This is a genomic window from Sphingobium sp. GW456-12-10-14-TSB1, from assembly GCF_059424385.1.
This window is the reverse complement of the sequence record NZ_JBWKZI010000003.1, coordinates 1-21,824: the sequence shown is the minus strand read 5'-3', so window position 1 is coordinate 21,824 and position 21,824 is coordinate 1. Positions and strand designations below refer to the sequence as shown.

The following is a 21,824-nucleotide window of genomic DNA, read 5'->3' as shown; positions in this document are numbered from 1 at the left end:
TCCTAGGACTCCTCCGGGGTTCGGTGGCAGACGCGGATCTTCCCGCGTCGCGTGAACGCGATCGATCCGCCCGCCACGACAGCCCGCGAATGGTCGCCGCGAAACTCGTCACCGGTTCGCTGCGCGCGCAGGATCTCGGTCCTGCCCTTCGGCAGCCAGGTGACGGCCATTTTCAAGCCTTCATCGATGAAGTCGACATCGGCGCGTGTGCCGTCGTCGCAGTACATGATGCGCTGCGCGATTAGTTTCGACGTCAGATGCTTTTCATGCGCCGGCTCGGTAGGCTGGGTCGGCGCTGGATTACACGCCCCTATAACCGCCCCGGAGACGAGAACGACGCCGAGGCGCGCGATCGCCAGACCGGCCCGATTCAGGCCGCACAAGGTTGTCACATTTGAAATCGACGTGTCAGACATCGGTCTCTTCCGACGAAGCGCCCTGTGGCGTTCGAAGGCAGGGCAGTTCATCGCGTGCCTTCCTGCTCGCAGATCCGGGTACGGCCATCGCCTTCCACGATGGTGAGCTGCGACCCCTTGAAGGTCGCGGTGGCTGTTTCGCCGACATATTGCAGGCCCTGCGCTGGCGCGGTCAGCATCATCGGCGGTCCCCCGTTGGAGCGCCGCAAATCGATCTGCAGGCCGTTGTCCTTGTAATCGACGAACAGCGGTTCCCCGTCGGAACAGCGATATCTATGCCGCCCCATTTCCCCGGTCGTCACGGCGCTGTCGGACGAATGGATCTGCTGCTCCGTTGGCGGGGCTGGCGGCTTTCTTTCCGAGCACGCCGCGAGCCCGACAACGAGGATGACGGCGGGCAGCACCCGCTTACAGTGCATCATCATCGCGCCTTCCTCCTGTAGCGGAAGGGGACGCGCTGACGATTGATAGCCCGGGCAGGCTGACCTACCCGCCAGCGGAGATAGGTTGCGAGGCGATCGTCAGATTCGACCATCAGGGATCGCAGGCGGCGCAACATCATCGCCGCGAACGGCAGGGAGAGCGCCCCGCGCAGCGTGCAGCTATGCGTTAGCCTGGTGCCGCCATCGTCCCCCGCCAGCTCGTACCGCTCTTCGAGCGTGAACAGATAGGGGATGCCGCAGGACCAAGCGAAGGCGTGCGGTTTATCGAATCGATCAATCCGTGCTGGCGTCCGAATTGGCCGGGTGATGCCCTGGATCGCAAAGGTGCATTCTGTGTCGCCGAGCCGGGACGGATCATCGAGAAATACGAGCGGACTCCACGCCCGGCGATGATCCGGATCGGTGAGTGCCGACCAGATGCGCAGTGGCCCGCCGTGAAGCATCGAGCTGGTTATGGTGCGAGGCATATCCCCATCTCCCAGAGATGGGCGGGGCGATCGCGGATCGCCCCGCCCATCCATCAGGCCAAGTTGTTCACGAAGGTCTGACCGTGGTCGTCCCCTTCATGCTCCTCATTGTAGTGCTCGGGTTTCTCGATCACTTTCTGCCCGAACCGGGCATAGAGTGTCGGCAGCACGAACAGCGTAAGAAGCGTCGCCGAGATCAGACCGCCGATGACGACCGTCGCCAAAGGCTTTTGAACCTCTGCGCCGGCGCCTTCGCCCAGCGCCATCGGCACGAAGCCGAGGCTGGCGACTAGCGCGGTCATGATGACGGGTCGCAGACGCTGCATCGCGCCAACATGCGCGGCTTCCTCGCGGCTCATCCCTGATCGGATCAGATCTTGGATCGAGCTGACCATGACGAGGCCGTTGAGGACCGCGATGCCCGAGAGGGCGATGAAGCCCACTGCCGCCGAGATCGAGAAGTCCATGCCCCGCAGGAACAGCAACAGGACGCCGCCCACCAGCGCGAAAGGCACGCCGGTGAACACGATCGCGGCGTCGCGGACCGATCCCAACGCCCCGTAGAGGAGCAGCAGGATCAAGATGAAGCAAGCCGGAATGACCAGCTTCAGCCGTTCGCTTGCCGATTGGAGGTTCTCGAACTGGCCGCCCCATTCGAGATAGGTGCCGGCAGGCAGCCGGAGTTGGCTGCCGATCGCCGCCTGCGCATCCGCCACGACGGATCCGACGTCGCGGCCACGCACGTTGGCTTGCACCACCACGCGCCGCTTGCCGTTCTCGCGGCTGATCTGGTTCGGACCATCGACCACCTTGATCTCGGCGACGCTGGACAGCGGTACATAGCCGCCGCCTGCCACCGGCACCTGCACCTGTTGGAGCAGGCCGATGTCGGCACGCTGCGCCTCCGACAGGCGGATCACCACGGGGAAGCGACGGTCGCCCTCGAAGATCTGGCCCGATGTTCGCCCGCCGATCGTCGCAGTCACGGTGTCCTGCACATCCTGAGCCGTAACGCCCAACCGCGCCATCGCGTCGCGGTTGACGCGAATGTCGAGCATGGGAAGACCGGTCGTCTGCTCCACCTTCACGTCCGCTGCGCCTTGCGTTCTGCGCAGCACCGCCGCGATTTGCTCGGCCGTCCGGTTCATCTGGTTGAAGTCGTCCCCGAACACCTTCACCGCGATGTCGCCGCGCACGCCGGCGATCAGCTCGTTGAAGCGCATCTGGATGGGCTGGGTGATCTCGTAGGCATTTCCCGGAATCTTCGCGAGATTACCCTCGATCCGGCTGACCAGCTCCTCCTTGGGAAGCTCAGGATCCGGCCAATCCTTGCGCGGCTTCAGGATGACGAACATGTCGGTCGCGTTCGGCGGCATCGGGTCGGCCGCCAGCTCGGCGGTGCCCGTCTTGGAATAGACGAATTGCACCTCCGGCTGCTTCGACATCATCCGCTCGATCGGCACCTGCATCGCCTGGCTCTGCTGGACCGACGTTGCCGGAATGCGGAGCGACTGGATCAGCAAATCGCCTTCGTCGAGCTGCGGCAGGAACACCGAGCCGAGCGTAGTGAAAGCAAGCGCCGCCACCACAAGGCTTCCCACACCCGCACCGATCGTCAGCGTCGGGCGCTTCATGGCCCGGTCGAGACCGGGTTCGTAGCGCTTCTTCAGCCACGTGATGATGCGGCCGTCCTTCTCCTCGACCTTCTTCGACAGCCAGATCGCAATCATCGCCGGCACGAAGGTGAGAGAGAGGATGAAGGCGAAGGCGAGCGCGATGATGACGGTCAGCGCCATCGGTCCGAACGTTTTACCCTCCACGCCGGTCAGCGTGAGCAGCGGTACGTAGACGAGGATGATGATTGCCTGCCCGTACACAGAGGGACGGATCATCTCACGCGCAGCGGCTGCCACGGTCGCGAGCCGTTCCTTGACGCTGAGCAATCGGCCTTCATGATGCTGTTGCTCGGCAAGCCGGCGCAGCGCGTTTTCGACAATGATGACGGCGCCGTCGACGATCAGACCGAAGTCCAAAGCCCCAAGGCTCATCAGATTGGCCGAGACCCCAGCGCGCAGCATACCAAAGCCTGTCAGCATCATGGTGATCGGGATGACCAACGCCGCGATCAGGGCCGCACGGAAGTTGCCGAGCAGCAGGAAGAGCACGACGATGACCAGCACCGCGCCTTCGGACAGGTTTTTCGCGACCGTCTTGATCGTCGAATTGACCAGCTCGGTGCGGTTCAGCACCGGCTGAATTACGACGTCAGGAGGCAGCGAAGCGTTGATCGTCTTCAGTTTCTCAGCGACCGCGGTCGACACGATGCGGCTGTTCTCGCCGATCCGCATGATCGCCGTGCCGACGACGACTTCGGTACCGTTCTCCGATGCCGAACCCATGCGGATCGCCTGACCCGTCTTCACAGTCGCAACTTGTTCGACCGTGATCGGCACGCCGTTACGTGTCGCGATCACGGTCCTGGCCAACTCGCTGGCATTGCGAACGAGCGCATCCGAGCGAACAGCCAGACCTTCGCCATTGCGATTGACGAAGCCACCGCCGACGCTGGTGTTATTGCGCTCCAGCGCATTTCCCAGGTCCGTCAGCGTGATGCCGAGCGAGGCCAGCTTCTGCACGTCGGGCACGACGAGGAACTGCTTGGCGTAACCGCCAATCGAGTCGACACCGGCGAGGCCCGGTGTGGTCTTCAGAAGCGGCGTCACGATCCAGTCCTGCGCGGTGCGCAGGTAGGTCGCCTTGTCCTCTTCGGTCGTCAGTCGCTCGCCCTCTGGCGTGATGTAGCTGCCATCGGGCTGTTGGCCCGGTTCACCGGGCTTGTGCTTGTCGTCCTCGCGATGATCGAGACGAACGGTGTACATGTACACCTCGCCCAGGCCTGTCGCGATCGGACCCATTTCAGGGTTCACGCCGTCGGGCAGATTCTCTTGCACGCCCCGCAGACGCTCGCCCACCTGCTGGCGGGCGAAATAGATGTCCGTCGCGTCCGAAAAGACCGCCGTGATCTGCGCGAAGCCGTTGCGGCTCAACGAGCGCGTATATTCCAGGCCGGGGGTGCCGGCGAGCGCGGTTTCGATTGGAAACGACACCTGCTTCTCGACCAGCTCGGGCGAGAGGGCAGGCGCGCGGACGTTGATCTGGACCTGATTGTTGGTGATGTCCGGCACCGCGTCGATCGGTAGCCGGTAGAGGGAAAAGGCGCCGATGGCGGCGACGATGACGGTGAGGAGCAGGACTAGCCAGCGCTTCTCGACCGCCCAGGTTACGATACGGGCGATCATGGCTTAATCCTCGTGGCTCGCTTCGCCCTTGCCGATCTCGGCCTTGAGCGTGAAACTTCCGGTGGTGGCGATCTGTTCGTTGCCGGTCAGGCCCGACCGGACGATCACCGTGTCGCCCGACGCATCGCCGAGCTGGACCGGGGTCGCCTTGAAGCCGGTGGGCGTGCGCACGAACACGACCGACTTGCCCTCGAAACTCTGGACCGCCGTCGTCGGCACGCGGACCGCCCCGCTCCCGCCGCTGCCCGTGAGCTGCACGGCTGCCGTCACAGGCTCGCCGACCCGCCATTCGCCACCGCGATTGTCGAGGGTGGCGAGCGCAGGCACGAGCCGCGTCTGCGGATCAAGCGCCGGCGACACGAAGGTCACGCGGGCGGTCGCCTGACGGCCTGCCGCCTTCACCAGCACCGTATTGCCGGGACGCACCCGGCCCGCATCCTCGGGCTTGAGATTAAGCGCGATCGACACCTGGCTCAGGTTGGCGATGCGATAGAGTTCGGCATCCGCCGCGACCGTTTGTCCCAGCGTCACGGGGCGCGCAATGATCTGGCCCGAGATCGGCGCGGCAATGCCGAGCCGGTTGAGCCCGCCGCCGCCGACACCCGCCGCCGAAACCATGCTCTGCGCCTGCGTCAGGGCGATCCGCGCCTCCGTCGCCGCTGTGCGGGCGGCGATCAGATCCTGTTCAGGGGAGACTCTCTGCGCGAACAGCCGCTGTTCGCGCGCGAGGTTCGAATTAGCGAGCTGAAGCCGCGCCCGCGCCGCCTCGACCTCGCCCTTGATCTGCGCCGCCTCGCGGCTTTCGATGACCGCAATGGTCTGGCCGCGTCCGACCGATTGGCCGAGGTTACGGGTGAGCGCGACCACGCGTCCCGCAATTGCGGCCGAGACGACCTGCGTTCCCTGTGGGTCGCCCTCGATGATCGCGGGCAGCTCGATCGTCCCGGCCCCGCCGATGATCGGCCGTCCGACCTGGACGCCCGCTGTGGCGATCTGGTCGGCACCCAATGTGACGACGCCTTCACCGGCATGACCGCCTTCAGCACCGCCCTTTTCCGTGCCCGCTGCCGTCTCATTGGCAGCTGCGCCTTCGGCAGTTGCCTCGTTTCCGCCATCCTTGCCGCCGCAGGCAGCCAAGAGCAGGGCGAGCGACGCCGCGCCCGCGAGATAAAAGCTCTTCATCACTGATTCCCCCCATTGGGCGCACGAGCGGTCAGTCGCTCCACTTGCGCGCGGGCATTCTGGTAATTGGCAAGCGCGTCGATCGCGGCGACCCGCGTTTCGGCGAGCGTGCGTTCAGCATCGAGCAATTCGAGCTGGCCGAACTTGCCCTCGCGATAGCCGATCCGCGCGATGCGGGCGGCCTCCTGTGCAGCCGCCAGCGCCGGCCCCGACGCCGCACGAGCCGTCGTTGCGGCATTGGCCGCCTGCGCCTGCGCGTCCGTGATCGCCTGTTCGATGTCGAGCGCGGTCACGCGGCGCTGCGCATCCGCCTGGGTCCGCTGCGCGGTCGCCTGCGCAATCGCGGCGCGACCATTGTTGAACACCGGGATCGGGATCGACACGCTGAACACCGCCGCCATGTCGTTGGTCGCTTCCAGGCGGCGGATCGACGGCCCGACGTTCAGGTCAGGCACGCGATTGGCGCGCGCGAGCCGCACGCCGGCTTCGGCAATGGAGAAATCCGCGTTGGCTGCCGCCAGCGCGAGTGTGCCGGTCGTGTTGACCGGTGCCAACGGCCCATAGACGTTCACACCGGGAAGGCGATCGAGCAGCGTGTCATCGAGCAGGCCGTCGATCGGCCGTCCGATCCGACGCGCCAGATTGGCGCGGGCCGCCTCGGCCAAGCGAAGCTGCCGCTCCACATTGGCGTCGGCATTGATACGCGCGACATCCGCGCGCTGTTGCTCGAGTGGCGATGCCCGCCCTGCCTGCACGCGAACGCTCGCGGCCCGCAGCGCATCGCTGGCGATCCGGGCCTGATCGCGGGCTGTCATTACCCGGCGATCGGCCGCGACCGCTTCGACATAGAGCTGCGTTACCTGAAGCCGGACATCCGCCGCGATGATCGCGGCCTGGATCTCGGCCCGGGACAATTGCGCATTGGCGACCGCGACGCGGGCGCCGCGCTTGCCGCCTAGCTCGATCGGGATCGCAAAGCCGACCGTGGTTTCCGCGCTGCGGACCCCCCGATACGGCCCGGAGCCGATGACATTCTCGACTTGGCCTTGAACCACCGGATTGGGCCGCAAGCCGGCGACTGTGCGACCTGCACGGGCCGCGTCGATTCCAGCTGACGCCGCTTCCGCAGCAGGGGCCGAACCGCCCGCTGCACTGACCGCTTGGTCAAGCGTGTAGACCGGCGCATCCTGCGCAACAGGCGCGGACGGTCCGACCTGCGCCTGCGCCATCGTGGCGCAAGACGCTGCGGCCAGCATGGCCGCGAGGATACGATTCATGAAAATAGGACTCCTGACGATGATCGACAGGGGCGCGCCAACGCACGCCCAAATCGGACGTCAGGCTTGGGGGGGCCTCAAATGGACCATGCCGGTGCGGCCGTCGAGCGACGCAGAGGCGGAGATTGTCGGCTTGGGCACTGTGAGGACGGGGGTATATTCCATCGTCGTGCGCGCAGGCGCGCCGACGTCGTGTCCGTGACAATAATTGTGATGATGCGGGACATTCTTGTCCGAGTCCGATGGCACCTGATCGATGTCACCGGCGGTATGGACCGTGAACTCAACGCCCGCGATGCTTCCCCCCGCCAGATCGGCGGCATGGGCCATGCCGGAGAAGCTGGTCAGGACCAGCATCAGGCATGTCAGGAAAGGCAAAAAGGCTCGCACTAGCTTGCCTCTATCACGGAAGGGTTTTCATGTCATTGCACTAATTCGAACCAAGGGTCACTGAGCCGGAACCCGAGCGGGATCGGTCGCGCCCGTTCCAGGCGAACCCGACCGCAATGGCGACCGCCATCAGGAGTTGCGCCAGCACCGATTGCCAAGTGGGAAACACGCCGAGCATCGACAGCCGTGGCACGTCCGCGAGCGGTGCGATGTTGATAAGGCCGGCTTCCTGGAGCGCGGCGACGCCTTTACCCGCCAGCACGACGGTCAGGACCGCCATGAGCCAGGAGCTATAGCGGAAGAACTGCGCGATCGGCAGCTTGCGACTGTAGCGAAGCATGGCCCAAGCGATCAGGCTGAGCAGTCCAATCGCCGACCCGGCCCCCGCGAGAAGCATCCCGTTGTCACCTTGCGCCGAAAGCGCGGCATAGAACAGGATCGTCTCGAAGACCTCGCGATAAACTACGACGAACGCCAGCCCGAACAGGAACCAGCCCGACCCGCCCGAGAGCGCCCGCGACATCTTCTCGCGAATATAGCGCTGCCACTGATCGGCCTGCGCCTTGCCGTGCATCCAAATCCCGACCGAGAGCAGCACGACCGCGGCGAACAGCGAGCCAAACCCTTCCGTCAGCTCCCGGCTCGCACCGCTGATCCCGATCGCATAGGTGGCGACCGCCCAGGTGATCCCGCCCGCGATGATCGCGCTGACCCAGCCGCCATGCACGTACCGCAGCGCCTCGCCGCGCTCGGCTTTACGCAGGAACGCGATCATGGCGACAACGATGAGCAGGGCTTCGAGCCCTTCACGCAGCAGGATCGTGAACGCGCCCAGGAACGTGGACGCTTCGGTGGCGGCATCAGGCGCGAGCGCCGCTTCCGCATCGTCGAAAAGGCCGCCCAGTACTGCGACCTTCTCCGCGAGATCATCGGGCGACGCGCCCCGGTCGATCGAGGCGCGGAACTCCCCCATCGCGCCCTCGATTCGACCCATCAGCGTCGCGTCGCGCGCGGTGAGTGTTGGCTCGATCGGCTCGAACCCATCGAGATAGGCCGACAGCGCCAGCTCTTTCGCCATGCGCGCATCGCCGCGCCGCGCAGCCGCCACGCTTTCGGCGAGTTTGGCGCGGGCGACCGCGAGCGAGCCGGGAGCCTGTTGTATCACCTGTTCGGGATGACGACGCAGGAACGCGAGCACTGGGTCAGCCTTGGCGTCGCCGATCGCCGCGCCGAGCGCGGCCGGGGTGAGCGCGACCAGGGTTTTCAGGTCCGGAATGCGCCGGCGAAGGGTCGGGTCGGATTTCCAAAGCCGCTCGCCTTCGCGCGCCTGCGCATCCGTGAAGGCGAAGCTCCCGGCTCGGAATGCTAACGCCCAGCGCTGATCGTTGGGCAGATCGGCGAAGCTCTGCATCGCGGTCCCGTCGATGCCTTGCGTCACCACCTGATAGAGCGCGAACACGCTGCGCTGGCGCGCGCGCTCGGCATCGGTGAAAGCAATCGGGGGCGTAGCGAGCTTGGCGGCGTCAGGGCCACGGCCGTTGCCCGTCATCCCGTGGCAGGACGCGCAGGATTGTCGGAACAGGGCATCGCTGGAGACGAGGTTCGGAGCCTTATCGGGCGCGAGCGGCACCGGGTAGGCGCGCAACAGATCGGCCGCGAGCCCGTGCGCCAATGTTGCCACCTGTTCAGTCGGTCCCTTTTCCGCGATCACCGCCTGGAGGTTGGCAGCCCGCTGGATGAGGGCTTGACGCTCCGGCTTCGCCGGCAGGCCCTGAAACCGTGTCGAGACCGACGCGGCGAACTCCGTCATCTCGGCATATTCCGACGTGCTCTTGATCCGACCGTTGGCGACCGCGCCGCCATAATCGACGGCCATATAGTCGAGCAGCCGCCATGCGGTTTGCACGTCGCCGGGTTCGGCGATTGCCGCAGCAGGGATCAGCAGCGCCGCGAGCGCGGAGAGCAGCCGCAACGAGAGCATTGCCCGGATCAACGCGAGCAGACGCACTACCGCTCTCCCAATTCGCGCCGAGCGCCAGTGACGATTTCATAAGCGGAGTGGAGGAACAGGAGGGCGATGAGGCCGGCGACGGCGAGGTCCGGCCAGGCGCTTCCTGTCCACGCCACCAGACCGGCCGCGGCGATCACCGCCACGTTGGCGAGCGCGTCGTTGCGGCTGAACAGCCAGATCGCGCGAACATTGGCGTCCCCTTCCCGGAAACGCGCAAGCACCAAGGCGGACACGACATTGATCGCGAGCGCGACAACGCCGATTGTGCCCATCAGTTCGGCATCGGGCGCGGTTGCGTTCAGGGCGCGCCAAATCGCGAAACCGATTACGCCCACGCCAAGCGCACCGAGAAACAACCCCTGCGTCAGCGCGACCTTTGCCCTCGCCCGTGCGGACCAGGCAAGCGCGAGAAGACCGATAAGGCTGATCGACCCGTCCCCGAGAAAATCGAGGGAATCCGCTTTCAGCGCTTGGCTATCGGCGATGAACCCGCCGAACAGCTCGGCGACTCCGAAGCCGAGGTTGAGCACCACGACGGTCAGCAGCGCACGGCGATAGGCCGGATCGGTTTGCGCGCGCGCGGGCTCCCCGTGGCACCCGCAGCTTTCGGTAGAAGCATTCATGCGGCCTTCCTTACCACCTCCAGTCGCTGTAGAAGCAAGCGAAATGTGCGACACGTTCGCATAAGCAAGGATGGCATGATGAAGCCGGTGATGATTGGGCAGCTCGCCAGCGAGACCTCGACGAAGGTGACGACGATCCGCTTTTATGAGTCGATCGGGTTGCTCCGATCCGCCCCTCGCACGGCGTCGGGTCGCAGAACCTACGATGCCAGTGACATTGAGCGTTTGCACTTCATCCGCAACGGTCGCCGGCTTGGCTTCTCCGTCGACGAGATCCGTTCGTTGATGGGGCTGGCGCAGAACCCGGACCAGGATTGTGGTGCCGCCTCAGCTATCGCTGCTCAGCACCTCAAGGATGTGGAGGAGAGACTGGCGCAACTCGCGGTGTTGCGGGATGAGTTGGCAATGCTCAGCCAGAGCTGCACCAAGGCGCGCATGGCCGATTGTCGGATCATGAAGGCGATCGGCAAAGGCCACCCTCAAGCCGATCAATAATAATCGGCCAGCCTGAGCTCGCGCACATCACCCGAGGCCATCGTCAGCTTTACGAGGGTGCCAGCAGGCCGGGAGCGCACTTGCCAGAGCTCCCCACGCGTATAGTTCGCATCGATCGAATGGCCGTTCACCGCCACGATCCGGTCGCCGACCGCCCAGCCAGCCTTTTCCGCGGGACTGTTCGCCGCCACATGAACAACGGTGAGCGCCGTTGGTGAGGCTGCGAGGCCAAGGCCGCTACGGTCCTTCAGCATCGGCAGGCGACGACGAGGACCGAGTGGCCGGAGCCACACGAATCCGGCGGTCACGTCGAACACCACGTCGAATTGAGCGATCAGCGGTAGGCCGACATTGCCAACCGTGCTGGTGGAGAGCCAAGCTCTCATCCCGAGTGTGGGGACGTTCGAGACGCCAAGCCCTTCGATGTTGATGTTCTGGATCGTGAAAGCATCGTTGATACGCACACCATCGACGCCGCCGATCGCCGCGGTCGAGACGAGCTTCCCGTTCAACAGCCCTTGATCGCGGGCATAGGCCGACGAGAGCATCAGCGCGGCCGAGCTGCCAAGATCGATCATCAAGGGCACGGGAGGCAAACCCGAGACGGAAGCTCGAATGAACAGCTCCTGCTTGGCACCGCGCCCGAGCGCGACAGCGCGCCAGTCGGGACCGGCGAGAAACGTGCCTGACTTGACGACCGCCATACGCCTTTTCGCGAAATCGAGCGCGATGCAGCTACCCGTGAACATATCGGCACCGAGGAGGATATCGATCGGTCGTCCGAAGGCCGCCGACACTGAACTCAGATCACCAACGACGGCAAAGGGTAAGCGACGGGTTTCGCGGGCGAGCTGTACGTCGATGTCGCGGACCAGCAGCACCGGGGCCTTGGCGCTCAGCCCGCTAATCATGCGCCGCTCACCATCGTTCAAGCCGAGCTTCGCCGCGAGCGCCGTGCTCATGATCGACGCGCCGCTGCCACTGTCGAGCACCGCCCGCACCGGCACTCCGCGCACTTGTGCCGAAACAAGGAGGGTATCACCCGTGCCGACTTCCAGCGGCTCCCATTCGAGGTGAGCCGCACCGAAGTTCCACGAGCCCGCAGACCGGGAAGTCTGTCGCGCGAGCGTTGGAGAACCGAGCACCAAGCCGGTTCCACAGGCCACCAGCCGCGCCACTAATGAGCGTCGAGACATACCGATTGCTTCAACACGGGCCGTCAAAAAGCCACCTCCAGCCCCCCGTCCGCAGGAGAGCAAATTGCGGTTACATGCTCCAGCCACTGGAGGAGCAAGTGCTTTTGGTGCGCCCGAAAATCCTCAGAAGCGCTTGGAGAACTTTAGATGAAGGATGGTGCAGACCGCTTAGATGCCTTCCCGATAACGAACGGTTCCGGGGGACGCTGGGCCGATCGGGACCGCGAACGGTGTAAACGCTCGCGCTAAGTGGCGGCATTCTGATCGCGCTATTTGTCGGCGAGCGTCGCTACGCGGCTACCGGCTTGGTCTCGGCCGATCGCACATAGGCGTAGAGTTTTGGCTTGGAGATGCCGAGCATCGAGCAAATCTTGGCGATCGGCATCGTGTTCTCGTGGTAGAGCCTGACGGGCAGGTCGCGCTTTTCCTTGCCGAGTGCGGCCGGCCGGCCACCCTTCTTGCCGCGAGCGCGGGCTGCGGTGAGACCGGCCTGGGTCCGCTCGCGGATCAGGTTGCGCTCGAACTCCGCCAATGCCCCGAACAGGTGGAAGGTAAGCTTGCCCGACGTGGTGGTCGTGTCGATCGCCTCGTGCAGGCTCAGCAGCCCGACCTTTTCCTCGTCGAGGTAGGTCATCCATCCGATCAGATCACGGAGCGAGCGGCCGAGCCTGTCGAGGCGCCAGACCACCAGTGTGTCGCCGGCGCGAAGCAGCTCCTTCACCTTTTCCAATCCAGGGCGAGCGGCAGTCGCCCCGGAGGCCTTGTCGGTGATGACCTTCTCGCAGCCGGCAGCCTTCAGCGCATCACGCTGGAGGTCCAGGTTCTGCTCGGCGGTCGATACGCGGGCGTAACCGATTTTCATGCGTAGGGCCGGTGGCGCCCCGATCGGGCGCGGTTTGGGAAGAAAGTCGTCATCGGCAGGTCTATGTTGCCCTAGTTTTCTTTACCGGGTAGATTTACGTCGAACAGGCCGGTTTGGCAACGCGAGCGGACTCGCATGGCGATGGGCAGGCAAATCTCCGTTTTCCTTACCTGCGACACGGACCGTCGGCGGTGACGCATCCGGCGCTTGTCCCGCCGCTGGCGATCGAGCGCTACCGCGTCCTTGAACCGCACCTCGCCGATGGCATCCCGCTCGCGGACCTCGCCCGCACCGGCACGCTGAGCGAGCGGACGTTGCAGCGCTGGCTCGGGCGCTACCGTGCCGAAGGACTTGCCGGTCTCGCGCGTCTGCCGCGCAACGATCGGGGCAGGCTGCACCTGCCGGAACATCTGGTCGAACTGACCCGCACTCTCGCCACCAAGCGCCCGCGACCCCCGGTCGCCGCCATTCACCGAAAGGTGCAGGAACTCGCCATCGCGCATGGACACCGAACCCCCAGCTATGCGGCCGTCGCGCGTGTCGTCAGGGCGATACCGGCAAGCCAGATCGCCGCAGCCTCCGATCCGGCCGTCTACCGCGACCAGCACGAGCTAGTGCATCGGCGCGAAGCCGCGACCTCGAACGAGATGTGGCAGGCCGATCATACCGTTCTCGACATTCTCGTGCTCGATGATGCCGGAACCCGGTGCGTCCTTGGCTGACCGTCATCGTTGACGATCACAGCCGAGCCATCGCCGGTTACTTCCTCAGCCTCGATGCCCCCAGTGCCCTCAACACGGCGCTCGCCTTGCGGCAGGCGATCTGGCGCAAGCCCAATCCCGAATGGATCGTCAGCGGCATTCCCGAACAGCTTTACGTCGACAACGGCTCGGATTTCATCTCCGAGCATATCGAGCAGGCGTGCATCGCCCTCAAAATCCGCCTCATCCATTCGCTGCCGGGGCGTCCTCGCGGGCGCGGCAAGATCGAGCGGCTGTTCCGCACCATCAACGACATGTTCCTGCCCGACCTGCCCGGCCACCTGATCGCGGGCAAGCCGCTGTCGGCGCCAGTGCTAACGCTCGACGAGCTGCGCGCCCGCTTCGAGGCGTTCGTGTGCGGCGTCTATCATCGTCGCCCGCATGGCAGCACCGGCGAACCGCCGATCACGCGCTGGCAGAAGGGCGGGTTCCTGCCCGCAATGCCCGACAGCCTTGAACAGCTCGACATGCTGCTCGTGCACGTGCCCAAGCCCCGTAAAGTGCTGCGCGACGGCATCCGTCTGATGGGCAGGCGCTATGTCGAACCCACGCTCGCGGCCTTCGTCGGCGAGCAGGTCGAGGCGGTCTATGACCCCCGCGACCTGACCGAGATCCACGTCTACCACCAGGGCCGGTTCGTCTGCCGTGCGCTCAGCTCCGAGCACGCTGGGCACCCGTCGTTGCGCGCGATCCAGCGCGCCCGGCGCGGCGCGAAGGAGCGCGACAAGCAGGTGCCTGCCCCCACGGAGACCTTCGATGGCGACCAAGAGGATACGGCTTCCCGGCCCACCACCTACCGAGGGCTCCGGCTCTACGCCGCTGACGATTGAGTTCCTGGTCGAGCAGCCGTTCCTGGCGACCCGCGAACATGCCCGGTTCGTCGAGTTTGCCGAAGCCTGCGCGCACTACCGCTATATCGGCGTGTGTCATGGCCGGCCGGGCGTCGGAAAGACGCGATCGGCGCGCGAGTTTTCCAGCTTCCCCGACCTGGGGGAATATGCCGCGCTCCGTCCCATTGCCGCGCTCCTTGGCGAAAAGGTCGCTCGCTGCCGCGCCGTCTTCTACACCGTGTCGGTCAGCAACACGCCCAAGACGATCGACGCGGTGTTGGGCCTCAACCTCATTAAGCTGGGCTATGCCCGGCTGACGGTCGCGGGCGGCTCGCAGGACGAAATCACCCATGACGCCGCCCGCATCGCCTGCCCCCTCGTCATCGTCGACGAGGCCGACCGCCTGACCATAAAGTCGCTCGAACATCTCCGCGACATGGCCGATCGCCACGGCTTCGGGCTGATCCTGATGGGTATGCCGGGCTTGGAGAAGCGCCTCGCCCGCTATGCCCAGCTCTACTCGCGGATCGGCTTCGTCCACGAGTTCAAACCGCTTACCGAGACCGAAATGCGGCTGCTGCTCGCGACCCACGCCGGCGATTTCGGGATCAGCTTCGACCCGGCCCAACTCGACGCGATCGAAGCGCAGGCAGCCGTGATCCGCATCACGTGCGGCAACTTCCGGCTCATGGAGCGCCTGTTCGCGCAGATGCGGCGGATCATGACCCTCAACCGCGTCGAGGAGGTCACCGCTGACATCGTTCAGGCCGCGCGCGATTGCCTCGTCATCGGACCCGGCAACTGACAAATAGCGCGATCAGAACGCCGCCATTTAGCGCGAGCGTTTACACAGGATAAGATCCATACCGTTTCCGGAACCACTTTCTTGTTTCCTCTTCGAAATTGGACTGTGCTGATGAGTTTGAGCGATGGTGGCTTCGCTCATACACTACGCGCTACCAGGCCCCTGCCCGTTTCTTAGGCTTAACGTTGTAGCTCAAGACCCCGGGGGCTCAGCCTCCCTTCTCCGGTTCTTGCCGCTGCGCAAATCCCTCGATCTACCTGCCGCCGTCGTGTGGTCGCACGGCATCATCCAAAGACCTATTTAGGCCGTCATGACTAGCCAATCTTCGCCATAAGGCGCCCCGCCGCCCCCTGCTCTGCCGCGAGATTGCGATTATAAGCGAGCGGCATCCGCGGCGACTTCCACCGCAGCGCGTCCATGATGCCGGCCAAATCCTCCCCGCTGGCGAACAGGTCCTGATTGAGCCCGATCCGCGTCGAGTGCGCACTGATCCCCTTCAGCAACCGCGCCAGATCGTCCGCCGTCAAATCGGGCAGCGCGCCACGGTCGAACGCGCGGCCGATGATCGACCGAAAGATTGGTCCGATCGAGCCCGGGTGCAGCGCCACGGCGCCGATGTCATACTCGACCCGCGCCTTCACAGCGGGCTTGGACACCGTCTTGCGCAGATCCCAGGTCTCCCGGCCCGAGATGCTGTCGATCGAACGACCCTTCACAGCCGCCCGCGCTTTGTAGCGCCGTACCTGCACCCGCCGGAACAACGGCCCCGCGTCGATCCCAGCGGCCTCTCTCCACGCCGCGACAGCCCGCACAGAGCGGGGCGACAAATAGGCTGTGGCTCCCTCGCCCTCCTGATCGCCTTTGCTTCGCGCGATGGCGAGGAGGCGCGCTTCGGGATCAAGCGCCTCGAGAATGTCATTGATGCTGATTGCGACGAGCTCCGATGCACGGAGCCCCGTGTCATAGGCCACCGACAACAGGGCTCGGTCCCGCAAGCCTGGCAGATCGCCCGCGCACGCCTCCAGCAAAGCTCGCACATTCAGTCCGCGAGGACTGTCGCGCTCCACGTCTCGCACTGGCCCCTTGAAGCGCAAGGGACGCGCCTGAGCCTGCGCGGTGCCCTTCTCGCGCCGGATCGCGCGTAGCCGCAGCTTCACGAGATCAGCCTGGGTGGGATCCTTGAGATCAAGCAGCTGATGGATCTTGGCGATCGACGCCTTGTAGCGGCCAAGCGAGGCGGGCTTGGCCCCCTGCCCTGCCCGCGCGTCGAGATAGTCGGCGACGATCTCGGGCGTGGCCGGCAGTGCAATCCGGTTGTTGCGCCGACACCACGCATCGAACGCCTCGACGTCGGACTTGAGCGCACGGATGCTGTGGGGCGATGAAGCGGCCTGATAGGCGGCGATCAGGCCCTCGTTGACGGTGATGCGCTCGCCGGCGCGCATCTGCACGATCGTCCACGCAAGGTCGGCCGGCGCCCTGACGGCCGGCAGGACAGCCTCAGGCGGCGCTACGGGGATTTCTGGCCCTTCCCGGGCGGTTTCGGTGCTCACGACGCGCCTCGCTCCTCAGCCGCGCTTGTAGCCCACCTTATAAAGAACGGTCAAATCTGCTTATGTGATAACTGCAATTATCACATGTTCATTTACGGACCCTCCGAGCAGTTGTGCAGTGTTTTGGCATTCACTACACATTCGGCATGGAGCGCTTCCATCCCCTCGCCGCCGACACCGACGCTCCGCCCGAGGCGCTTGGCCAGGCGCAGGCGGAATGCGCGCTCGCGCTCGGCCGCCTCGACGGGCTCCTCACCGGCCTCACCGATACCGAAAAGCGGCTGTTCTGCGTAGGGCTGCTGCGCGAGGTGCTCCTCTCGGCCTTGGCGCAGGCGGGATTTGCTGACGCCGAACACCGGTTCAACGCCTGGTTCGCCGGGCTCGATCGCGCCCCCCAAGAGACGCCCCTCACCGCCTGCTCCGCCTATGCCGTGGTCCGCGCCCTGCTGGGCGAACTCAGCCATCATCCGTGGGAACCGCTTGCCGACGCCGCGCAGACCATCGCTCTGGCCGCTCGCTTCGGGGCCGACCGCCCGATGCAAGCCGAAGATGCGCTGGCGGAGGAGGCGATCGGCAGAGCGCTCACGCTGGTGAAACAGGCCGGCGCGGATGACGAGATTCCCCTGCCCTTCGCGGGTCTGGGCCACCTGTACGCGCTGCTGCGCGCCGATCCGCTGTTCGCGCTGCTGGAGCGCACCGTGCACATCCGTTCGCTTGGGAACCGCGCGGTGGCGATCGAGCAGGCCGCCCCGCGCACACCGCTCTGGGCGGTCGATGCCTCGCTGGGGCGGCTGCTGACCGCGTGCGGCGCGTGGCAGCTTGCCCTCCCCTGCCCCGGCGCGGTGACCGCCGAAACGCTTCAGCCGCAGCTCTGGCCTGGCGAACGCGCCATTGTCTCAGCGCGAACTCTCCACGCCAGCGCTACCCGGCTTGCAGAGCTGGTCGCGAAAGCGCGACGGCGCGCGGCGCTGATGCGCGAGCAGCTGGGGCACCTGCGCTCGAGCGCGCGGGCACCGCAGGTGTGGATCCTGCTCGCTGGTTTTGCGCCGCTCGGGCTCGATCAGATGACCTCGGCGTTCGGGATCAGCCGGCGCGGCACCTATGCGATCGGCGACGCGCTAGTCACAGCGGGCCTCGCGCGGCGCGCGAGCATCAAGGGCAAGGTTCTGCTGGTCGCCGAAGCTCCGCGAAGGGATCGGTTGTCGGCACCCCTGGACCACGCTCTCGCGCTCCCCCATCCGGCCCTCGCCGAGTTCGACGCGGCGATGGGCGAGATCGACCGGTTGCTCGCCGGCAGTTCTGGCCATCCCTGACGCGGCCTCGCGCGCATTAGGCGTGTATGAAAACTGATCTCCTCTTGACGTTATGTACAGATATCATACATAGACAGAGAAAGAAGGAGATGGCCAATGGCCACAGCTGCCCATTCCGGCGTCCCCGCCAAAGCGCCTAGCCGCAAGGATCTGAGCGGTCCGGCGCTGCGCACCTTTTTCCGCATTGCCGACGCCTGGGGCCTTAAGGAAGCCGAGCAGATGAAGCTTCTCGGGCTCGAAAGCCGCTCGACCTTCCAGACCTGGAAGCGCGGCGCCGTCGCGGCGATTCCCAAGGATGCGCTGGAGCGCATCTCCTATGTCATGGGGATCTACAAGGGGCTGAAGATGCTCCTGCCCCGTACCGCCAACGAATGGGTACGCAAACCCAATGAGGCGCCGCTGTTCGCCGGACGCCCGGCGATCGAGCGGATGGCCTCGGGCAATGTCGCCGATCTCTACGTGGTGCGCCAATATATCGACGCGCAGCGCGGCTGATGGATGCTATTGCGACGACGCAAGTGCGGTGGCAACCGTGCTATCGGATCGTCGCAAGCCGGTTCCCGCCCATATCGCTGTTTGAAGACGTAGCGGATCCGGCCGATTTAGAAGCGGTCTATGCGATCGAGGCGATGACCAACGACCGGCTTCGCGACGAGGTCGGGGACCTCGCGCTCGTCCCATCGGAGGACCGCGTATCGGGACCCGGGACATCGGCAATCATGGCAGCCTTCACCCACCTCAATCCAGATGGCAGCCGATTCTGTGACGGCAGTTTCGGGTTGTTCTATGCTGCCAACACCATCGAGACTGCGGTTGCCGAGACGAGCCATCACCGAACCCGCTTCATGGCGTACACCCACGAACCGGCGCAGGAACTCGACATGCGCGTCTACGCGGTCGACTTGGACGCCATGCTCCACGATATTCGCGGCCTGCGGGATGAACGCCCTGCCCTCTATGCCCCGGACAGCTATGCCGCCGGTCAGGCGCTTGGCCGACACCTGCGTGAGCAAGGTTCGGATGGCATCGTATACCAAAGCGTGCGCGACACCGACGGCGAGTGCGCCGCGGTGTTCCGCCCTCGCCTACTCGCAAACTGCCGACAGGAGCGGCACCTGTGCTACGTTTGGGATGGCCGGGCGATTGTCACCGTCTACGAGAAGAAGACATTCACCTAAAGGTCCTGCGGACAAGCTAGCCTTTCGGCATCGAGTGACGCCTGTCAGGAATAGACCCCGGCAGCCATACGATCGAGATCTTCCATGACGATATCGATATCGCCATTCGCAACCAATTCCGCAGCCGTTTTCCCAACTCCAGAAAGGGGTTGATGCTTGAACCAGATAACCGCCTTGCCTTCTTCGCCTGCAAGTTCTGCCGCTCGCGTTATAACTCGGGCTATTTCCTCCAGTTTAATCTGCACGGTCGGGGCGGAGGGATACAGAGTCATGGCCTTACGATCCAGGCGAGCAACGCGAGCCAAATGCGCCATGGAGAAGCGCAGGCGCTCCGCCAGACGACGGGGCGCGATGATCTCATTCTCGCGAATGTCATCCTGGAAGGCCGCAGTCATTGGGCAGTCCATATTTAACATGTGAAGACAAAACTCTCACATCTCAGAACCGCTGAAGATTGTCCTAGCTCCAATGCTGATCGAGCAGGGCTTTCAACGCGGCCTCCGCTTCAGCCCGCGTACCACCGGCATGCGGAAGCAGGATTAGCTTGAGACCCTTGCGATCCACCGCCTCCACTTTCAGCAGCGGTTTTCCCCCTTCGGACACGATCGTTTCCGGCTTTCCTGACTTCTTGGGGGAACCTGACCTCTTGGGGGGATCGGCGGCCAGAGCGAGCGCGCGGATGACCTCAGGAACCGGCATCGGCATCCCGCGATTGGCCTGCGCCTCCGCGAGCCGCGTCGCCTCAGTAAATACACGCTGACGCCGGTCCTCCGGTTTCAGAAGCGGTTTGATCGCCGTGACATGCTTGATCCTCAGATCCTGCGGGAGGGCGAAGGCCGCCATCAGTTCCGCCGGCAGCCGAGCAAGGTCGAGATAACGGCTAAGCCAGCTTTCCGTCACATTGATTCGCTCGGCCATGACCTTCTGGCGCCCCTCGTAATAGGCGTCGAGGGCGCGCAAATAGTCGCGCGCCCGTTCCAGGTCAGTAAGATCATCGCGCGCCCGGTTTTCCAGGTCCGCAAGCCGGAACGCCTCCTCGTCGGTAAGGCTACGGATATCGACGAGGAAGCGGAAATCCGGATAGTTATGGGCACGAAGCCAGCTGATCGTCCAATGCCTGCGCGCGCCGCAGATCACCTCGAAATCGACAGCAGGATCGTCCTTCACCCGCCGGACGATGGCAGGCATTTCCTGTTTTCCCTGCGCCTTGATGCTTTCGATGAGATCGGCGCACCGCTCCTCGTTAAGCAGCGCATATTCGCGGTTGTGGCCGACCCACATCCGGCAACGTGCCGGATCAACGAGTTCATGGGTGCGTGAGACGACACTGCCCGTCGCCAATTCGGCGAGCCGGCTTTCTCGACCCGCCAGGACGCTCGCACCGATGCCAGGGCGCCGCGCCGCTGGGGCTTGCGCCCCTGGGTCGATTCCGGCGACCAGATCAGCCGCGAAGTTGGCGTTTTTCTTGCTCATCATCCACCCCTTCTACCCGGAATTGCACCGGTGCAATTTTGCTCGCATCAGGCGAGGCCCTCCTTGCGCAAGCGCGCCAGATGGCTGGGCCACATCGACCGGATGTCGACCTCGATTTCACTGTTCACGCCGTCGAGATAGGCGAGGCAGCGGTTGCGCACCGCCGAACTGGTGACAGGTCCGTCAAGCTCATAGACCGTCATCAGCCGCGCCGTCGCATTGTCGATTTCCGCCGAATCCTTGAGCGGTGTGCGCACGATCGCGTGGCCGAAAAGGGTCCGCATCAGGTTCAGCAATTCCTTCTGCATCGACTTGTTCTCGTCGACCTTGGAGGCCACGAAGCGCAGAAACTGCAGCGACGGGGCCAAGCCGCGATCAGCCAGGGTCTCGATGGTCTCGTCGAGCATGGCGAGGAAGGCTGCAGTCGACGAGAAGTCCATCACCGTCGGCGGCACTGGCACGACCAGTGCATTGGCCGCACGCAGCACCGAAAGCGAGATCGCACCGAGCGCAGGCGGCGGATCGAGAACGACGACATCGAACCGATCGGCAATGCTCGCAATGCCTTGCGCCATGCGGTCGATCAGGTTCCCCTGCCCCCGCGCCATGCGCGCCGCGATTTCATATTCCGACTGGAAGAGCCGCAGATTGGCCGGGACAAGCTCCAGACCGTCGAAGTGGGTCTTGCGCAAGGCATAGTCGAGCGACTCCATGTCGTCGTGCCGCAGGAACGGATAGAGCGTGTCCTCCTCGGTCAGGTCGAGGTCGGGAACATAGCCGAAGAGCGTCGTTGCCGACGCCTGGCTGTCGCAATCTATGAGAGCCACCCGATAGCCCTTGATCGCGAGATATTGAGCCAAGTGCACCGATAGGGTCGATTTCCCGACCCCGCCCTTGAAGTTCTGCACCGCGATGACGCAACAGGGGTCGGTGGCAGCCCGCCAGGGCCGGGTGCCGAACAATCCCCGCATGTCGTTGAGCTGCGCCAGGGTATAACCGACGCGCCGATTATTTTCGGTTCGCGGAGGCGGCGGCAAGCGGCCGTCCTTCTCGGCCTCGCGAATGGCCGCCGCGGTCCGGCCGACCAGTTCGGCCGCTTTACCGATCGGGAAGGTGGGCTCGCGCCGTTCGTCCGCCCGGGCGCTACGCGCAGAGTCGCGGAGCCGCTCGAGAACAGAGCTGGTCCGTTGTGCAAGCGTTGAGACGGACAGCAGATCCTGCGTGCCCTCAATATCGAGTGATGCAGCCAA

22 protein-coding genes are annotated in these 21,824 nt (G+C 64.8%); 7 read left to right on the top strand and 15 right to left on the bottom strand.

Annotated features, from left to right (window positions below):
- Positions 1-2: 2 nt before the first annotated feature.
- From AC07X9_RS22535 to AC07X9_RS22495, 9 genes are all read right to left on the bottom strand, one after another.
- Positions 3-416 (bottom strand): hypothetical protein, encoded by a 414-nt coding sequence (locus AC07X9_RS22535; RefSeq protein ID WP_017183574.1) that lies wholly within the window; start codon positions 414-416, stop codon positions 3-5.
- A 47-nt stretch (positions 417-463) separates the two neighbouring features.
- Positions 464-841 (bottom strand): hypothetical protein, encoded by a 378-nt coding sequence (locus AC07X9_RS22530; RefSeq protein WP_021238674.1) that lies wholly within the window; start codon positions 839-841, stop codon positions 464-466.
- Positions 838-1,326: an SRPBCC domain-containing protein gene (locus tag AC07X9_RS22525; protein WP_004212879.1), complete on the bottom strand. Its 489-nt coding sequence runs from the start codon at positions 1,324-1,326 to the stop codon at positions 838-840. Before AC07X9_RS22525 ends, AC07X9_RS22530 begins: the two co-directional genes overlap by 4 nt.
- A 53-nt stretch (positions 1,327-1,379) precedes the next feature.
- A complete protein-coding gene (locus AC07X9_RS22520; RefSeq protein ID WP_004212878.1) occupies positions 1,380-4,625 on the bottom strand; it encodes an efflux RND transporter permease subunit in 3,246 nt (1,081 codons plus the stop codon).
- Between the two features lie 3 nt (positions 4,626-4,628).
- Positions 4,629-5,807, bottom strand: a complete 1,179-nt coding sequence (locus AC07X9_RS22515) for an efflux RND transporter periplasmic adaptor subunit (RefSeq protein ID WP_004212877.1) — start codon at positions 5,805-5,807, stop codon at positions 4,629-4,631.
- Positions 5,807-7,084, bottom strand: coding sequence for a TolC family protein (locus AC07X9_RS22510; RefSeq protein ID WP_086485380.1), 1,278 nt, complete (start codon positions 7,082-7,084; stop codon positions 5,807-5,809). Before AC07X9_RS22510 ends, AC07X9_RS22515 begins: the two co-directional genes overlap by 1 nt.
- A 60-nt stretch (positions 7,085-7,144) precedes the next feature.
- Positions 7,145-7,441, bottom strand: a complete 297-nt coding sequence (locus AC07X9_RS22505; RefSeq protein WP_007406840.1) for a hypothetical protein — start codon at positions 7,439-7,441, stop codon at positions 7,145-7,147.
- A 73-nt stretch (positions 7,442-7,514) separates the two neighbouring features.
- Positions 7,515-9,482, bottom strand: coding sequence for a cytochrome c/FTR1 family iron permease (locus AC07X9_RS22500; RefSeq protein ID WP_009824024.1), 1,968 nt, complete (start codon positions 9,480-9,482; stop codon positions 7,515-7,517).
- Positions 9,482-10,108 carry a cation efflux transmembrane domain-containing protein gene (locus tag AC07X9_RS22495; protein WP_004212870.1) on the bottom strand — a complete coding sequence of 209 codons (627 nt, stop codon included), beginning with the start codon at positions 10,106-10,108 and terminating at the stop codon, positions 9,482-9,484. Before AC07X9_RS22495 ends, AC07X9_RS22500 begins: the two co-directional genes overlap by 1 nt.
- 78 nt (positions 10,109-10,186) lie before the next feature.
- Between AC07X9_RS22495 and AC07X9_RS22490 the strand changes: the two genes are divergently transcribed.
- Positions 10,187-10,603, top strand: coding sequence for a MerR family transcriptional regulator (locus AC07X9_RS22490; RefSeq protein ID WP_004212867.1), 417 nt, complete (start codon positions 10,187-10,189; stop codon positions 10,601-10,603).
- Here the strand turns inward: AC07X9_RS22490 and AC07X9_RS22485 are convergent.
- Both AC07X9_RS22485 and AC07X9_RS22480 read right to left on the bottom strand, forming a co-directional pair.
- Positions 10,597-11,799, bottom strand: a complete 1,203-nt coding sequence (locus AC07X9_RS22485) for an aspartyl protease family protein (protein WP_013039112.1) — start codon at positions 11,797-11,799, stop codon at positions 10,597-10,599. The genes AC07X9_RS22490 and AC07X9_RS22485 overlap by 7 nt on opposite strands.
- A 289-nt stretch (positions 11,800-12,088) precedes the next feature.
- On the bottom strand, positions 12,089-12,661 hold the full coding sequence (locus AC07X9_RS22480) for a recombinase family protein (protein ID WP_021224432.1): 573 nt from the start codon (positions 12,659-12,661) through the stop codon (positions 12,089-12,091).
- Positions 12,662-12,852: 191 nt separating this feature from the next.
- Between AC07X9_RS22480 and AC07X9_RS22475 the strand changes: the two genes are divergently transcribed.
- The 3 genes from AC07X9_RS22475 to AC07X9_RS22465 are packed head-to-tail and all read left to right on the top strand — an operon-like array spanning position 12,853 to position 15,057.
- The gene (locus AC07X9_RS22475) at positions 12,853-13,383 is read left to right on the top strand and encodes a helix-turn-helix domain-containing protein (RefSeq protein WP_226018256.1); all 531 of its coding nucleotides are present in this window, start codon (positions 12,853-12,855) and stop codon (positions 13,381-13,383) included.
- Positions 13,368-14,252, top strand: coding sequence for a TnsB C-terminal domain-containing protein (locus AC07X9_RS22470; protein ID WP_226018257.1), 885 nt, complete (start codon positions 13,368-13,370; stop codon positions 14,250-14,252). Before AC07X9_RS22475 ends, AC07X9_RS22470 begins: the two co-directional genes overlap by 16 nt.
- Entirely contained in the window at positions 14,179-15,057 is an 879-nt protein-coding gene (locus AC07X9_RS22465) for an AAA family ATPase (RefSeq protein WP_086485381.1), read from the top strand. The genes AC07X9_RS22470 and AC07X9_RS22465 overlap by 74 nt, the downstream gene beginning before the upstream one ends.
- 314 nt (positions 15,058-15,371) lie before the next feature.
- On the opposite strand, the gene AC07X9_RS22460 is transcribed toward AC07X9_RS22465, so the two are convergent.
- Positions 15,372-16,610 (bottom strand): site-specific integrase, encoded by a 1,239-nt coding sequence (locus AC07X9_RS22460; RefSeq protein ID WP_086485382.1) that lies wholly within the window; start codon positions 16,608-16,610, stop codon positions 15,372-15,374.
- A 146-nt stretch (positions 16,611-16,756) separates the two neighbouring features.
- Between AC07X9_RS22460 and AC07X9_RS22455 the strand changes: the two genes are divergently transcribed.
- From AC07X9_RS22455 to AC07X9_RS22445, 3 genes are all read left to right on the top strand, one after another.
- Entirely contained in the window at positions 16,757-17,923 is a 1,167-nt protein-coding gene (locus AC07X9_RS22455; RefSeq protein WP_017183656.1) for a hypothetical protein, read from the top strand.
- Between the two features lie 96 nt (positions 17,924-18,019).
- Positions 18,020-18,418, top strand: coding sequence for an antitoxin Xre-like helix-turn-helix domain-containing protein (locus AC07X9_RS22450; protein ID WP_017183655.1), 399 nt, complete (start codon positions 18,020-18,022; stop codon positions 18,416-18,418).
- Positions 18,418-19,101: an RES family NAD+ phosphorylase gene (locus tag AC07X9_RS22445; protein WP_017183654.1), complete on the top strand. Its 684-nt coding sequence runs from the start codon at positions 18,418-18,420 to the stop codon at positions 19,099-19,101. The genes AC07X9_RS22450 and AC07X9_RS22445 overlap by 1 nt, the downstream gene beginning before the upstream one ends.
- A 44-nt stretch (positions 19,102-19,145) precedes the next feature.
- Here AC07X9_RS22445 and AC07X9_RS22440 read toward each other — a convergent pair whose 3' ends face one another.
- From AC07X9_RS22440 to AC07X9_RS22430, 3 genes are all read right to left on the bottom strand, one after another.
- Positions 19,146-19,496 carry a hypothetical protein gene (locus AC07X9_RS22440; RefSeq protein WP_017183653.1) on the bottom strand — a complete coding sequence of 117 codons (351 nt, stop codon included), beginning with the start codon at positions 19,494-19,496 and terminating at the stop codon, positions 19,146-19,148.
- Positions 19,497-19,560: 64 nt separating this feature from the next.
- Positions 19,561-20,574, bottom strand: coding sequence for a ParB/RepB/Spo0J family partition protein (locus AC07X9_RS22435; protein WP_017183652.1), 1,014 nt, complete (start codon positions 20,572-20,574; stop codon positions 19,561-19,563).
- A gap of 47 nt (positions 20,575-20,621) precedes the next feature.
- Positions 20,622-21,824: AAA family ATPase (locus AC07X9_RS22430; protein WP_454888442.1), on the bottom strand; the 1,203-nt coding region annotated here is incomplete at its 5' end.